Source organism: Sphingomonas sp. (assembly GCF_965200135.1).
In the GTDB taxonomy this organism is placed as follows: domain Bacteria; phylum Pseudomonadota; class Alphaproteobacteria; order Sphingomonadales; family Sphingomonadaceae; genus Sphingomonas.
Genome location: NZ_CBDATK010000013.1, coordinates 313074 through 326932, shown reverse-complemented (window position 1 = coordinate 326932; position 13859 = coordinate 313074). Strand labels below are relative to the sequence as shown.

Genomic DNA, 13859 nt, shown 5'->3' with positions numbered 1-13859 from the left:
ATGGCTTCAATCACTAGCAGTTCCGACATCCGCTTATTCTGTGTAGTTAAGTGCATAATTGCCGATTTTTGGGACAATCCGATTGGGAATACGTTTTGGGAAGGGGCGACGCAGGGGCAGTCGTCAGCCGATGTAGGGACAGCTTTCCCATTGGTCGTTCCCAATCGGGAAGGTGTAGGCTTACCGCACTTCAGACTTCTTCTATTTCGAATTGTAAGTCACGGCTTCGATCTTGTGGCCGTCTGGATCGCGCACGAAAGCGCCATAGTAATGTGCATCGCAATCCTGTCGGAGTCCCATAGGACCGTCATCGCTGCCTCCATGCGCTAGTGCGGCTTTGTAGAAGCGGTCCACCATTGTCCGATCCTCAACTGCGAACGCAACATGGCTGCCGTTGCCTACTGACGCCGATCGTCCATCAATCGGCACCTGAACGCTGAAGTGGAAGGTGCCGCAATGATAACCTATTCCGGCGTCATCATCCGATAGCGGTGAGAGGTGGCTCGGCAAATCTGCACAGGCTGGTAAGTGGAGTTTCTGCCTGAAGGCGACCGCCATGGCGCCGAACAGGAGATCAGATGACGAAGCGAACACGCCGGAACCACAGCCCGGCCTTCAAGGCGAAGGTGGCCTTGGCTGCCGTGAAGGGCGAGAAGACGCTGGCCGAGCTGGCACAGCAGTTCAACGTTCACCCGAACCAGATCACGACGTGGCGCGGCCAGCTGCTGGAAGGGGCGGCGGGGGTTTTTGGATCGGAGGGCCATAGCGAGCCGGCCGAGCCTGCGATCGACGTGAAGACGCTGCACGCCAAGATCGGCGAGTTGACGCTGGTGAACGATCTTTTGTCCGGGGCGCTCGGTAAGGCGGGACTGTTGCCGAGCGCAAAACGATGATCGACCGTTCGCACGCGTTGCCGGTGACGAGGCAGGCGCGGGAACTGGGGATCAGCCGGGGCAGCGTGTATTATCTGCCCAGGCCGACCTCGGCTGCCGACCTTGCCATCGTGCGGTGGATCGACGCGTTGCACATGGACTTGCCCTTTGCGGGCAGCGGGATGTTGCGCTACCTGCTTGCCGCCGAAGGCGTCCGGGTCGGCCGGCTGCACGCGTCGACGCTGATGAAGAAGATGGCGATCGAGGCGATCTATCGACGGCCGAACACGTCCAAGCCGGCGCCCGGGCACAAGATCTACCCTTACCTGCTGCGCAAGCCGGAGATCACGCGGCCGAACCAGGTATGGGCGACCGACATCACCTACATCCCGATGGCACGCGGCTTCGTCTACCTGGTCGCCATCATCGACTGGTTCAGCCGGCGAGTGTTGGCGTGGCGGCTGTCGATCACGCTCGAGACGGATTTTTGCATCGAGGCCCTGGGGGAAGCGCTGACGCGCTTCGGGGCGCCGGAATTCTTCAACACGGATCAGGGCAGCCAATTTACCAGTATGGCGTTCACCGCCGTCCTGCACCGCGAGAAGATCGCGATCAGCATGGACGGCCGCGGCGCCTGGCGGGACAACGTGTTCGTCGAGCGCCTGTGGCGCTCCGTGAAATACGAGGAGGTCTACCTGCGAGCCTATGGCTCGGTCAGCGAGGCCCGCGCCTCGATCGGTTGCTATCTGGCCTTCTACAATGGCCGACGCCCGCACTCGTCGCTTGACCGCAGGACGCCTGGTCACGCCTACTTCAACCGGCCGCTTCTCGCAGCGGCATGAAACCGGCGGACGCTCCACTTAGCAATCGCGCCGAGCTGTTCAAATGAACCGAGCCTCCTCTCATTGTGCGCAGTGTCATCGGTAAGATGGTTCGGTACCCGCTTGATATCGGACGCGATCGGCCGCTTCCTGATTGCGGAGGTACAATTGGTATACGCCTGGCGGCATGACGTGAATTATGATCGCCACTGTCGGCGTTCAGCACGTAGTGTCACAACCGAACGGGACTGTTGAAAAAGGCCTTACGCCTGCCCTGATCGTCCCGAATGGGATGGTCTGACGGGAAACCTCGCTCGCTCAGGCCCGGTTACAATCAGGCGGGATCATGAGTTCGCCACCAGCCTTGACACGATCGAGTGCGATGAGGCTACGAAAGCTCGCCACCGCATCGTTCTGCGCGAACAGGCGTCGGGTGATTGCTTCATAGGCAGCCATTTCAAACGTAACGATCACCAGCACAAAACTGATCCCGCCGGTGACGTAGTAACACTGCTGGACCTCCGGTGCGTCACGAAACAGCGTTTTGGCAGCGTCCACCGTGGCTGATCGCTCGTCGGTTAGATGGACCTCGACGATGGATGTAATTGCCATCCCCAAGGCTGCCGTGTCGACGATTGCGACGTTGCGCACGATAACGCCGGCATCCTCCATAGCGGCGATCCGACGCTGAACCGCTGCGGCGGAGAGGTTCACCGCCTCTGCAATCGTCCTCTGCGGCGTCTTGTTGTCGCGCTGAACGATGCGCAGGATTGCGCGATCGAAGGCGTCCAGAGATGGACGGCGGGCTGATAGCGTTCGGGGCATAAGCGAGTAATTGTTGCATTTGGCCGGCCAAGCAAGCGCGCACCGCTCGCACCGTCGATGATACGATCCGGCATCAGCAGCGAGGTTCAGCCGTGATCATATCGCCTCCCGACCAGGCCGGCACCAATCGAGCCACGCTTGGGATCGCCTGCGGCATGGGGGCCGGCGCGTTGTGGGGTCTTGTATTCCTCGCCCCGGAGCTGGTGCGTGACTTCACCCCGCTCCAGCTCGCGATTGGTCGCTATCTCGCCTACGGCATCATCTCGGCCGTGCTGATCGCGCCCCGCTGGCCCGCGCTCGTCGGCACGCTGGCGAGGCGTGACTGGCTGGCGCTCGTCTGGCTGTCGCTCGCCGGCAATACGCTCTACTACATCCTGCTATCAACTGCGGTGCAGAACGCCGGGATCGCCACGACCTCGCTCGTCATCGGCTTCCTTCCGGTTGCCGTGACGATCATCGGCAGCCGCGACCGCGACGCTGTGCCGCTCGCCCGCCTCGTGCCCTCGCTGCTACTCTGCGCTGCCGGTGCGGTGTGCATCGGGTGGCAGGCGCTCGGCCGCCCCGCCACCGGTGATGCCGCCCGCGAGTTGATCGGCTTCGCTTGCGCGATCGGAGCGCTTGTCGCCTGGACAGCCTATGCGGTCGGGAACACCCGCGCACTCAATCGCCTCGATCGTGTGTCCGTTCACGATTGGAACCTGCTGACCGGCGTCGTCACCGGCGCGCAGGCCGTGGCACTGCTCCCGGTCAGTGCGGCCGTCGAGCCGATCCGGCACGCAGCCGGTGCCTGGATGCAATTCGGCGCCGTGTCGATCGCCGTCGCGGTCGCTGCTTCGATCCTCGGCAACGCGTTGTGGAACCGCATGAGCCGCCTGTTGCCGCTGACCATGGTTGGCCAGATGATCTTGTTCGAGACGCTGTTCGCGCTGCTTTACGGCTTCTTGTGGGAACGGCGCCTGCCGGTGCTGCTTGAGGTTGCGGCCTTCGTCCTGGTCGCGGCAAGCGTCCTGACCTGCATCGCCGCTCACCGGCGCCACGTCCTACCGCCCCATTCTGTCGCGGGGGAGCAGTTTGCATGACCATCCGCTACCCAGCATTCCCGATTGGGTAGGGCAATTGGGGGGCGTTCTCGGAACTGATTGTGGATCGAGAATGCGAATAGCTTGCCAAAATTCGCGTATCGCGTCTTCTGTATGGCTCTTCGGTCCGTTCAAGTTACGCGCGCGTAGAGAGCCAGCTTGAGGGTTGGGTCGTCGTTGGCCTGAAAAGTGGCGTAGTCGAAGACTGTCCCGTCTTGTCCTTCCAGCCGGAGCGTTTTCCTACCCACGATGGTGTTGCCACCCGGTAGGAGGACCATCAGGCCGGGAACTCGGCAGAGGCCGTGACGAGAGCTGACACGATCGCCTCGAACAGAGGATCGCCACGGCGCTGGTCATATGTCACCCGGAACAACGCGATCATGCGCTGAGCCTCCTTTGCCCAGCTCTCTCCGAAGAGGTCACGCGCGGCATGGCTAGTCAGCATGTAGCACAGGATGTTTCGGTCGGCCCCGGGCATCTCAGAGAATCCGAAGAGCCGATCGGCCGAGCCATTCCAGCAAAGAGCATTCCAGCGCTCGCCCGTTACATAGGCGGGCTCGGGCAGACTCTGCACGATGGTGCGGACGATGTCTGACACCGTCTCGCGAACGAAAAAAGGCGCGGCTCCCCGGACGGCCAGCCTGCGCAGGTGAGCCGTCTCGCTGGCGTCGAGGACCAGCGCCCGCGCAAGCGCGGCGATGGTCTCGTGCGACGCCGAAATCGCACGACCCTGTTCGAGTTTCACGTACCATTCGCAGCTGATCCCCGCGCGCTCGGCAATCTCCTCGCGTCGCAGACCAAGCGTTCGCCGCCGCTTGACGGGCCTGATGCCGAGCGCGGTGGGGTCGAGCTTGTTTCGGCGCCACCTGAGGAAGTCCCCCGATGGATTGTTGTCGCTCACGTCTTCTCCAGAAGACACCTGGGACCAGTTCTTCAACGAGTACACGCCAGGAAACATGGTCTATGGGCATCGCGTATGAAACCTACGCACACCGTGTGGTCGCAGAGCGGGTCGGCTTCCCACCTGATATTGTGGCCGCGCTCGCTACCGGCGAACAATGTGACGGGCTTGGCAAGGCTGAGCAGGCGGCGCAGCACTTTGCGCTCGAACTCGCTCGCAATCGGTTCGTCAGCGATGCGATACACCCGCAAACCCCTTGGTCGTGCCGGACAGCTGAGCCGAAGCCCTCGCCTGATCGGCCAGCCATTCGCGCACCGGCCGGGTTGCGCAACTCGCGTCCGGCAGGTTGACTGGGAGTACCTTGCGCTGACAGCTCGCATCCGCGGCGATGAGCGAGGCGTCGATCGCGGCGTCCTTGCCGGCGACCAGTCCCTTCGTAATGCAGCGCCGGACCGTGTTCTCGAACAGCAAACGGAACACTCCGGCATCGCGAAAGCGGCCATGCCGGTTCTTGCTGAAGGTAGAATGATGCGGGACGGATGCCTCTGCCGAAAGGCGACAGAACCAGCGGTAAGCGAGATTGTAGCGCAGCTCCTCGCATAGTCGACTCTCCGACCTGATAGCGTAGATGCGACCGATCAGCGCCATCCGGATCAGCAGCTCGGGATCGACCGAGGGGCGATCGCGCTGACTATAATGCTGGGCCGACGCGGCCTTCAGCTCGCCCATTTCGAGCAGCCGGTCGACACGGCGAAGAAGGTGGTCGCGCGGCAACATGCCATCTATGGTTCGGGAGCCCGGCCCGGACCGTCCGTTATCGCAAGCCGTGCCCATCAGGGCGCCGCTCCTACTTTCTTTGAAAGCGAAACAAAGGGAAGAGATCAACGTGTCCGGTGTTTTTCAACAGTCCCGAACGGTTTTGACACCGAGCAAAGGGCGCCTTTCGACCATACCGTTCCCGAACCCCGCGGGACCGCAAGGCACCACTTTTTGTCATTCCTGGCCGGAGGCGAGTTGTCGCTAGGGCTTTAGCATACGGGTCAAGCAGCCTCTCACCGAGCCCTCTGAGGGTCCGCGAACTGAGCGGATCATGACTTAGAGTCTTTCTGATGATGCATCAGCCATGTAAAATGCCGCCTGATCGCGGACCCATTTGCACAATGCGTCAATTTCTGGCGGTACGATCACCTCCGGGCGTTCATGAAACCATCCGAGCTGCCCCATGCCGCGCGCCAGCATGAATGTCGGTAGCATCGCAAGATCGTGATCACCAAGCGAACGGTACGCGCGATAGCCGACAACGCACGCGTCACGCAGGATCGGATAGGCCGGATGATCCCGTAACCAAATCAGAGCAACCGCTAGATCGTAAATGTGCCAGCCGAAAGCGGTATCATCGAAGTCGATCATAGCGACCCCGGCTGTATGAACGATGATATTCCCGGGGTGGGGATCGGCGTGAATGACGCTGAACGTCTCGTTCGATACGCCATAGCGTTTAAGCTCACGCCGTATCGCGTCGCGACAGGCAAGCATGAGCGTTTGTTCGTGTTCGTCGAATTCGGAGTACTTCCAAAATGCCCCCCATATCGGGAACTCGCCCATAAGGCCTTCCGCATCCAACCGATGGCGGCGGAAAAGGGGCGGCGGGCTCCATCTCGTAGCTTGATTATGTGCGCGCGCTATCAGACCGCCAAGCTGGGAAAACAGGTCAGTGGCGGTTGCTGTATCGCCACTTTCCAGAACCTCGCGCATCATCCGTCCGTTCAGCCAGCGGGAAAGCGACACCCACCGCCGCTCGCCCAGAGCGGCGATTTCCACATCGACGTAACCACGTCCGTCGGATGCCAAAACGGGCTCAGGCACAGCTATTCCGGCGGCGGCGAGCGCGGCGGTCCATACCTGCTCGGAACGCAGTTCGTCTAAGTCGTGATATCCCGGGCGGTGAAAGCGCAGTGCGAACTCCCGCCCGGTGGAAGCCTCCTCCACCCGGAACGTCGCATTCTCGCTGAGATGGACGAACGTCACGTTTTGCGGCACGATTCCAAATTGAGATAGCGCGGAAACGATCGGGACCGCATAATAGTCCTGCCACGACGTCTCAGTCATGAAGAACCGCCGCGGTCGCTTCGGCCCACGCCGCCAGAAACGCATCGGCGTCGGCTGCGGTGAACACCATCGGCGGGCGAATTTTTATCATGTTGTGCAGAGCCCCCGCCGCAGTGGTAAGGAAGCCGAGGTCCTTGAGCTTGTTGGCCAGGTGACTGGCACGCGGCGGGTCCGGCAGGCGATCAGCACCCGGGTGCACGATTTCTACCCCAAGGAACAGCCCGCGTGCGCGAATGTCGCCGATCCGCTCGTTATCTTGTCGGAGCGCCGTTAGTCCGCCGAAAAGCCGTGCGCCCATCGTCCGGGCATTGGTCAACAAATCCTCGTTTTCGATCACGTCGATCACCGCAAGTCCTGCGGCGGCCTGCAATGGGCTGGAGGCAAAGGTGTTGAAGTAGCGGATGCGCGCGCGGAACCCTTCCAGAATCGCCGCGCTGGTGGCGGTGGCGGCGAGCGGTACGCCGTTGCCCATCGGCTTCCCGGTTACGACGATGTCCGGCACAAAACCGCTGGTTTCATAACCCCACCATCTGCCGGTGCGTGCATAACCGGCCTGTACCTCGTCGGCGATCACCAGTCCGCCGGCGCGATGCACGAGTTCGGTCGCCCGTGCCATGAACCCGCGCGGGATATCGGGTAGACCCTCGTTAGCGAAGATCGAGCACATGATGAGCGCAGCGAACCCGACGCCAGTCTTTTCGAATCGACGGATCGAATCCTCAAGCGCCGCGAGGTATGCGTCGCATAAGGCGTCCTCATCGGCCCCCGGCACCAGCGGGCGATAGGTTTGCGGGAATGGAAAGGCGTGCACCCCTTCCGACTCGGGTTGCACGGTGCCGACCAGGCTTAGCTTGCTCACAAGCTCGCTGTTGCCGTGGTACGTCTTATCGGTGCAGACGATGCCGGTACGGCCCGTCGCGAAGCGAGCCATACGGATCGCGGCCTCGTTTGCCTCGGTCCCCGTGCAACTAAACAGCACGCTTTCGATCTGGTTGCCATGCAGTCCGGCGATACGCTCCGCCAGTTCTATCGCTGCTTCGTGCAGATACCGGCTATGACAATTGTACGTGCCCACCTGCCGGGCGATCGCCTCGACGACATGTGGATGGCTGTGCCCCACACACGGCACGTTATTGTATAGATCAACATAGCGTCGCCCCTCGGCATCGAACAGGTGGACACCTTCTCCACGCACCAGATGCAGAGGCGTGTCGTAGAAAAGCGCCGCGCCGCGACCGAACGCCTTGTCCCGTCGCTGGATCAACAGCTCGTCCGAACGACCCATCACACCGCCTCCATCGTCTCAAGCCGACTTGTGTCGAATTCAATCCGCACAAACCATGTGTCTGTCAAGTATGTTCGCAGATTCATTAATTTATAATAGATAATTGTTGACTATCCTTGTCGTTTTCGATCCATTTGTCGGGCTGGGGCGCGATACCCGCAGGATATCTGGAGGCACGATGGATCAAGGAACACCGCGGCCCACCAGTGTCGCCGTGCTGGCAAACAGCATGGTGCTGGGCTCTGTCGGCCTTTTGATCTTCGGCGTTCAGCCCGCGATGCTTGGCGCGTTCGTCGTCGAAGGGCGCAGCCCCGAAGCCGGGGTGGGCGCGATCGTGACGGCCGAATTGTTGAGCATGGCGATCGGATCGGTGATCGGCGCGCGCATATTGCGTACCGCATCGCCACGCATGGTGGCCGCGCTGGCTGCGATTGCGTTTGCACTGGTGAACGCCGCGATGCTGCAACGTCACGGCCTGCCGACATTGCTGGGGATGCGCGCCGCGGCGGGGCTGGCGGAGGGCATTCTCGTTTCGATCCCGGCTGTCGCCATCGCGCAGGCCCGCCGCCCCGAACGCGCTAGCGCGATTTTCCTGGTTGCTCAGACGCTGTTGCAACTTGCGGTGGCGACCAGCCTGCCGCTGATCGTCGTGCGCGGATCGCCCGGTGACGGGGTATTGGCGACGATGGCGGCAGGCGGCGCGATCGCGGCTATGTTTGCCATCGGAACGCCGCGCGTGCTGCGGCCAGCCCCGACGGAAGAATCAACGCATGGCACGCTCACGCCCGGCGCCCTGCCAGCGTTGATCGCGGCCGGCGGTTATCTGGGTGCGATAATCGTGGTGTGGAGTTATTTCGGCCTGTGGCTGCATCATCTGGGCACGCCGGCCACCGTTGAACCCACCGCGATCGGTATATCCCTGGGCTTCCAGATCATCGGTGCGCTGGCGGCAGCGCGATGGAGCGACCGGCTGTCGAATCGCGCCGTACTGCTGGCCGCGGCATTGGGCGAAGCCGGGCTAGTCATTGCGTTGCTGCTTGATTCTGGTCGAATATCGACCGTTTACCTGTTCAGTGCCGCGTTCGGGTTCATCTGGCAGTTTGCAGCACCGTCGTTCACCGGACTTCTGATCGAGGTGGATCCGCGACGTCGTGCCGTATTGTTTCTTCCCGCGGCGCAATTGATCGGTGCCGCCGCGTTGCCCCTCGTCGCAGGTTCGGCGGTGGCATGGTCCGGTGTGATAGGGGCCATGATGCTCGCGGCAACGATATTGAGCGGCACCGCCGTCCTTCTGGCGATAACCCACCGGCGGCGCAACACGTCCGGCGTGACGCTAGCGTGACGCTGCGTCCCGCCTGGGCAGATATTCGGGCAGGAATGTGCGGGTGTAGCCAATCCGCGCGCGCCGGGCCTGCTCCTCCATCTCCTCGGTGATGAGGCCGCTGCGATGGATCGACAGGGACCACAGCGCATCGCTGATCACGATAACCTCGAGAAAGCGATCGACCATTCCCGGAGTGTCGGGAAGCGTGAACTCCTGATTCATCCGCTCGACCCCGCGCTCGGCAAGGACGCGATCGCTTTCGAAATCACGGCTGCGGATATCGTAGGAAAGCGCGGATCCCAGGATCACTTTTCGCGCCGCGACATGGCCGTTGAAATACTCACGCGACCGCCGGAAGCTGCGCGTCTGCGATTCCTGCCAGTTCGGCGAGACGACGCGAGGTTCTCCCTCGTCCAGCACCTCGATCTGCTGAATGTAGCGTTCGGCCAGGGCGCGGAACACCAATCCCGGCTCCGGGAAGAAATGATAGATCGAGGCAGCGGCAATCCCCAGCGTGGCCGCGATCTGATGAATCCCCACCTCTGCCGGGTCTTGCGTTTCCAGCAGCCTCTCCGCAGCATCGAGGATCGCGTCGAAGCGATCTCGGCTTCGTTGCTGTGTCGGACGCCGGATTTCGGTGCTGCTCGTCTCTTTCTTTCTAGCCATCCCGGACGCTGCGACGGGCATCGACGCAAGTCAATGTGCACTTGTCCCGATAAATGTCGCCTTGAGAAGGATTTTTTACCGGCCTTCTATTGACACATTCGCGTGAAAGGCATCTTATGCCGACTATTGTAGAACTATGAAGTTTTGCCAAGGCGAGAGCTGGCAAGAACGAAGATGCCCGAAGCGGGCACTAGCGGGACGTGAACAAATGCGATCTCCGCGTCCCCGTGCACCAAAGTGCGGGTGACGCTCCGACATTCTATCATTTGGGGGCAAAGCATATGCGCGTGTGGTGCAATCTGTCGGTTCCGATCGTGGCGCTGACGACGCTTCCCGCCACGGCCCAGACACAGGTCGTGCCCGCCACGGCGACGGCGCCCGCAGCGACGCAGGACCGTGACGCCGCCGCCCCGCTGGGGGATATCGTGGTGACTGCGCAGCGTCGCGCGCAGAACCTTCAGGACGTGCCGATCAGTATCACCGCCGTCAGCGGCGATGAGATGGTGGCTGCCGGTATCCAGGATCCGCGCGATCTCGGCCGGTTGATCCCCAACTTCAGCGCCCAGTCCGCCTTTTCCGTCGCCAGCACCTCGCTGTTCATTCGCGGCGTCGGCATCGGCGATTTCAACGCCAACAGCACCGGCGCGGTCGGCGTGTACGTGGACGACGTGTTCCTGGGTGCGAATTCAGGCAAGTTGTTCAACGTATTCGACGGCGACGGGGTGGAAGTCCTGAAGGGCCCGCAAGGCACGCTGTACGGTCGCAATACGACGGCGGGCGCAGTCCGCTTTTCCTCGCGCAAGCCCACCGACACACTTGAGGCGGACGTGTCCGCGCTATATGGCCGCTTCAACGAGGTTCGGCTGGAGGGCGGCATCGGCGGCCCGATCATCGACGATCTGCTCAAGGTCCGCGTTTCGGGCCTGTATCAGCGCCGCGACGGCTTCACGTTCAACCGGTACACCGGCCATTACGTGAACAACGTGAACCTGTGGGCGACCCGCGTCATCGCCGACCTGACGCCCAGCAACGACCTGCTGATCCGTTTCAGCGCCCACACCGGAAGGAATACCGGCGGCGCACGTCAGTTCCAGCACGTGGGCCAGGGCATCACGCTGGACGGAAAGCCCAACTTCTCGCCTACCGGCGTCCCGCTCGACGGATTCGGCTATGCCGATACCGACAATGATATCGATGCCGGATCGTACAATATTGAGGGACGCGAGCTTCTGGACGTATTCGGCGCGTCGATGAACGTGCAATATCATCTGGGTGGCGTATCGCTCACGTCGATCACCGCATACGAACAGGTCAATCACGCCACGCTGGAAGATACCGACGCCAGCCCGAACAACATGATTACTGCCGATTATCGCGACCGGCCGCGTCAGCTCACGCAGGAAATACGCCTGGCGTCGGACGCCGGTGGTCGGCTCACCTGGGTCGTGGGTGGTTACTACTTCAACGATACGCTGAAGGTCGACAGTGCATATGACATCCTTCGTGGTCTTCGCGACTCGGCGGATCCGCTGGCCTCGTTCGATCCCGTCAGCGGTGTCGGCCTGCTGCGCTTCCGCTATACGCAATATACGCGCAGCCTCGCCGCGTTTGGCCAGGCGGACTATCGGCTGACGGATCGAGTGACCGCGACGCTGGGCCTCCGTTATTCCAGCGACGACATCCGGTTGAAGTTCTCCAGCTTCTACGACGAGCCGGAGCCGGTGGGCCATTTCCCCGTATTGACGGATGATCAGTCGCAGACGTTCCCGGATTTGTCCTATCGCGCGGCGCTGAACTACAAGGTCGGCCGCACGCTGGTTTATGCTTCCGCGTCAAAGGGGTATAACAGCGGCGGATTCGCGGGCGGCGCCTCGACCGACGCCGACCAGCTGAAGCCGTTCCGTTCCGAGCGGCTATATTCGTACGAAGCCGGCCTGAAGACCGATCTGTTCGACCGTCACGTCCGCTTCAACACCGCCGCCTTCCTTTACGACTATAAGGACTTGCAGGTATTCGTCTTCGACGTGTCGGGGCCGATCCCGGTGCAGCGCAAACTGAATGCCGGTAGTGCACGTATCTACGGTGTCGAGGCGGAAGTGACCGCGCAACCGATCACCGGGTTGACCTTCAACGTGGCTGCTAGCGCGATGCACACCGAATATGTCCAGTTCACGGCGCTGGTCTCGGCCAGCTACACCGGCAACCACCTCATTAACGCTCCGGCCATTTCCGCGGCGGGCGGCGTCACATACGAAACCTCGGTGAGAAACGCTGGTTTACTTCGGGCACGAATAGATGGGTCCTATCAGTCGCGTACGTACCTATCGCCAGACAACATCAGCTCCTATCAGGTTGCACCTTACGCCCTCTTAAACGCACGAATCTCTTGTTTAACCCCCGACAAAAGCTATGAGTTCGCCCTGTTTGGGCGTAACATTACACAGAAGCGGTTTCTTACCTATCGCTCACCCGCCGTCACTCAGGATCAGCTGAACTATAACGACCCTGGAACGTACGGAGTCCAGGTGGTCGCGCATCTGAGGTGATCAATCCATCTTCGAGACTGCTTATATCAGTAACTGCAGGTGGCTAAATCAGGACGCGGCTAGACGCATTGCCCGGCCCGGTTCTCCGTTTTTTAGTGATCCCGCTAAATTTAGCACGGGCTGGGCATCTGCAGTCACGTTAGCTTGGACGAAAACAAGACTTTTGGTGGCGCGAACGATCCTGCCGTGCGCTTCCATAAGTGCGCCGCTCGCCGCGTGACCTGCTCCCCGTTTTCAGGCCGCTGATAACTTAGCTTCAGTGTCCATATGCCCCTGGCGGGGGCAGTTGGTGAACTCGGCGGGTGCCAACCCGCCAAGGCTGCTGTGCGGACGCACGGTGTTGTAGTCCGTCCGCCATGCCTCGATGATCCGTCTTGCCGCGGCCAGCGATGGGAACAGGTGCTCGTTCAGGCACTCGTCGCGCAAGCGACCATTAAAGCTTTCGACGAAGCCGTTCTGCTGCGGCTTGCCCGGCGCGATGTAATGCCAGTCGACCCCGGTATCCTGGCACCAGGCAAGAACGGCGTGACTGGTCAGCTCGGTGCCATTGTCGCTGACCACCATGCACGGCAGCCCGCGACGTTCGGCGATAGCGCTCAGCTCACGAACGACCCGCCGACCGGACAGCGACGTATCGACGATGCAGGCCAGGCATTCCCGGCTGTAATCGTCGATGACGTTGAGCAAGCGGAACCGCCGGCCGCAGGCCAATGCATCCGATACGAAGTCGAGCGACCAGCGCTGGTTGGGCTCCTGCGGGATTGCCATCGGCGCCCGCGTGCCCAGCGCGCGCTTGCGCCCGCCACGCTTGCGTATCGTCAGCCGCTCCTCGCGATACAGCCGATACACCTTCTTCAGGTTCATGCCCTTGCCCTCACGCTGCAGCAGGATCGCCAGCCGCCGGTAGCCGAACCGACGACGCTCGTTCGCGATCTCACGCATCCGCTCGCGGACAGCATCGTCCTTCCCGCGAAGCGGCTCATATTGCCATGCCGACCGATTGACCCCGATCAGCCTGCAGGCGCGACGCTCGGAGAAGCCGTGATCGGCCATCAGCTTCTCCACCGCAGCATAGCGCTCTGCAGACCGGGTCAGTTTTTTCCCAGCAGATCCTTAAGCGCCGACACGTCCAGCATCGACTCCGCCAGCAGCTTCTTCAGGCGTCGGTTCTCATCCTCGAGCGCCCGCAACCGCGCCGCGTCGGACACCGTCAGCCCGCCGTACTTCGACTTCCAATTGTAGAACGTCGCATCGCTGATCCCGTGCTTGCGGCACAGGTCCGCCGTCTTCACGCCAGCCTCGTGCTCGCGCAGCACGCCAATGATCTGATCCTCGGTAAATCGGCTTCGCCGCATCGCTCGTCTCCATCTGACGAGCTAACTTACCAATGGCATGATTTCCGGGGAGCAGGTCACGCGCCAGCGACGAAGT

The 13859-nt window shown here is 61.7% G+C and carries 12 protein-coding genes; 4 read left to right on the top strand and 8 right to left on the bottom strand.

What is annotated here, in order from left to right:
* Positions 1 to 201 precede the first annotated feature (201 nt).
* Positions 202 to 558, bottom strand: a complete 357-nt coding sequence (locus ACOFKS_RS15135; RefSeq protein ID WP_419810085.1) for a VOC family protein — start codon at positions 556 to 558, stop codon at positions 202 to 204.
* A 20-nt stretch (positions 559 to 578) separates the two neighbouring features.
* Here ACOFKS_RS15135 and ACOFKS_RS15130 point away from each other — a divergent pair.
* Positions 579 to 1714, top strand: a protein-coding gene (locus ACOFKS_RS15130; RefSeq protein WP_419810084.1) for an IS3 family transposase whose coding sequence is annotated in 2 segments (ribosomal slippage) — positions 579 to 866 and positions 869 to 1714 — 1134 coding nt in all. Because the reading frame shifts where the segments join, the coding sequence is not laid out codon by codon here.
* A 297-nt stretch (positions 1715 to 2011) separates the two neighbouring features.
* On the opposite strand, the gene ACOFKS_RS15125 is transcribed toward ACOFKS_RS15130, so the two are convergent.
* A complete protein-coding gene (locus ACOFKS_RS15125) occupies positions 2012 to 2518 on the bottom strand; it encodes an Lrp/AsnC family transcriptional regulator (protein WP_419810083.1) in 507 nt (168 codons plus the stop codon).
* Between the two features lie 98 nt (positions 2519 to 2616).
* Here ACOFKS_RS15125 and ACOFKS_RS15120 point away from each other — a divergent pair, with 98 nt between their 5' ends.
* Complete coding sequence (locus ACOFKS_RS15120; RefSeq protein WP_419810175.1) at positions 2617 to 3597, top strand: DMT family transporter; 981 nt, start codon at positions 2617 to 2619, stop codon at positions 3595 to 3597.
* A gap of 277 nt (positions 3598 to 3874) precedes the next feature.
* On the opposite strand, the gene ACOFKS_RS15115 is transcribed toward ACOFKS_RS15120, so the two are convergent.
* The 4 genes from ACOFKS_RS15115 to ACOFKS_RS15100 all read right to left on the bottom strand — a co-directional run bounded on the left by ACOFKS_RS15115 (position 3875) and on the right by ACOFKS_RS15100 (position 7892).
* A complete protein-coding gene (locus ACOFKS_RS15115; RefSeq protein WP_419810082.1) occupies positions 3875 to 4498 on the bottom strand; it encodes a helix-turn-helix transcriptional regulator in 624 nt (207 codons plus the stop codon).
* Between the two features lie 228 nt (positions 4499 to 4726).
* Positions 4727 to 5227, bottom strand: coding sequence for a transposase (locus ACOFKS_RS15110; protein WP_419810081.1), 501 nt, complete (start codon positions 5225 to 5227; stop codon positions 4727 to 4729).
* A 366-nt stretch (positions 5228 to 5593) separates the two neighbouring features.
* Entirely contained in the window at positions 5594 to 6607 is a 1014-nt protein-coding gene (locus tag ACOFKS_RS15105) for a phosphotransferase enzyme family protein (protein ID WP_419810080.1), read from the bottom strand.
* Positions 6600 to 7892 (bottom strand): aspartate aminotransferase family protein, encoded by a 1293-nt coding sequence (locus tag ACOFKS_RS15100; RefSeq protein ID WP_419810079.1) that lies wholly within the window; start codon positions 7890 to 7892, stop codon positions 6600 to 6602. Before ACOFKS_RS15100 ends, ACOFKS_RS15105 begins: the two co-directional genes overlap by 8 nt.
* 106 nt (positions 7893 to 7998) lie before the next feature.
* Between ACOFKS_RS15100 and ACOFKS_RS15095 the strand changes: the two genes are divergently transcribed.
* Positions 7999 to 9234 carry an MFS transporter gene (locus ACOFKS_RS15095; protein WP_419810078.1) on the top strand — a complete coding sequence of 412 codons (1236 nt, stop codon included), beginning with the start codon at positions 7999 to 8001 and terminating at the stop codon, positions 9232 to 9234.
* Here the strand turns inward: ACOFKS_RS15095 and ACOFKS_RS15090 are convergent.
* A complete protein-coding gene (locus ACOFKS_RS15090) occupies positions 9226 to 9882 on the bottom strand; it encodes a TetR/AcrR family transcriptional regulator (RefSeq protein ID WP_419810077.1) in 657 nt (218 codons plus the stop codon). The genes ACOFKS_RS15095 and ACOFKS_RS15090 overlap by 9 nt on opposite strands.
* A 314-nt stretch (positions 9883 to 10196) precedes the next feature.
* Here ACOFKS_RS15090 and ACOFKS_RS15085 point away from each other — a divergent pair, with 314 nt between their 5' ends.
* Positions 10197 to 12428, top strand: a complete 2232-nt coding sequence (locus ACOFKS_RS15085) for a TonB-dependent receptor (protein WP_419810076.1) — start codon at positions 10197 to 10199, stop codon at positions 12426 to 12428.
* Positions 12429 to 12662: 234 nt separating this feature from the next.
* Here the strand turns inward: ACOFKS_RS15085 and ACOFKS_RS15080 are convergent.
* Positions 12663 to 13783 (bottom strand): IS3 family transposase gene (locus ACOFKS_RS15080; protein ID WP_419807427.1). Its coding sequence is split into 2 segments (ribosomal slippage): positions 12663 to 13534 and positions 13534 to 13783, totalling 1122 coding nucleotides; the frame shifts between segments, so codons are not numbered across the junction.
* Positions 13784 to 13859 lie beyond the last annotated feature (76 nt).

Bases quoted from the DNA above. Each gene is read 5' to 3' on its own strand.
- ACOFKS_RS15135 (WP_419810085.1), bottom strand. From the start codon at position 558: ATGGCGGTCGCCTTCAGGCAGAAACTCCACTTACCAGCCTGTGCAGAT.
- ACOFKS_RS15125 (WP_419810083.1), bottom strand. From the start codon at position 2,518: ATGCCCCGAACGCTATCAGCCCGCCGTCCATCTCTGGACGCCTTCGAT.
- ACOFKS_RS15110 (WP_419810081.1), bottom strand. From the start codon at position 5,227: ATGGGCGAGCTGAAGGCCGCGTCGGCCCAGCATTATAGTCAGCGCGAT.
- ACOFKS_RS15105 (WP_419810080.1), bottom strand. From the start codon at position 6,607: ATGACTGAGACGTCGTGGCAGGACTATTATGCGGTCCCGATCGTTTCC.
- ACOFKS_RS15100 (WP_419810079.1), bottom strand. From the start codon at position 7,892: ATGGGTCGTTCGGACGAGCTGTTGATCCAGCGACGGGACAAGGCGTTC.
- ACOFKS_RS15090 (WP_419810077.1), bottom strand. From the start codon at position 9,882: ATGGCTAGAAAGAAAGAGACGAGCAGCACCGAAATCCGGCGTCCGACA.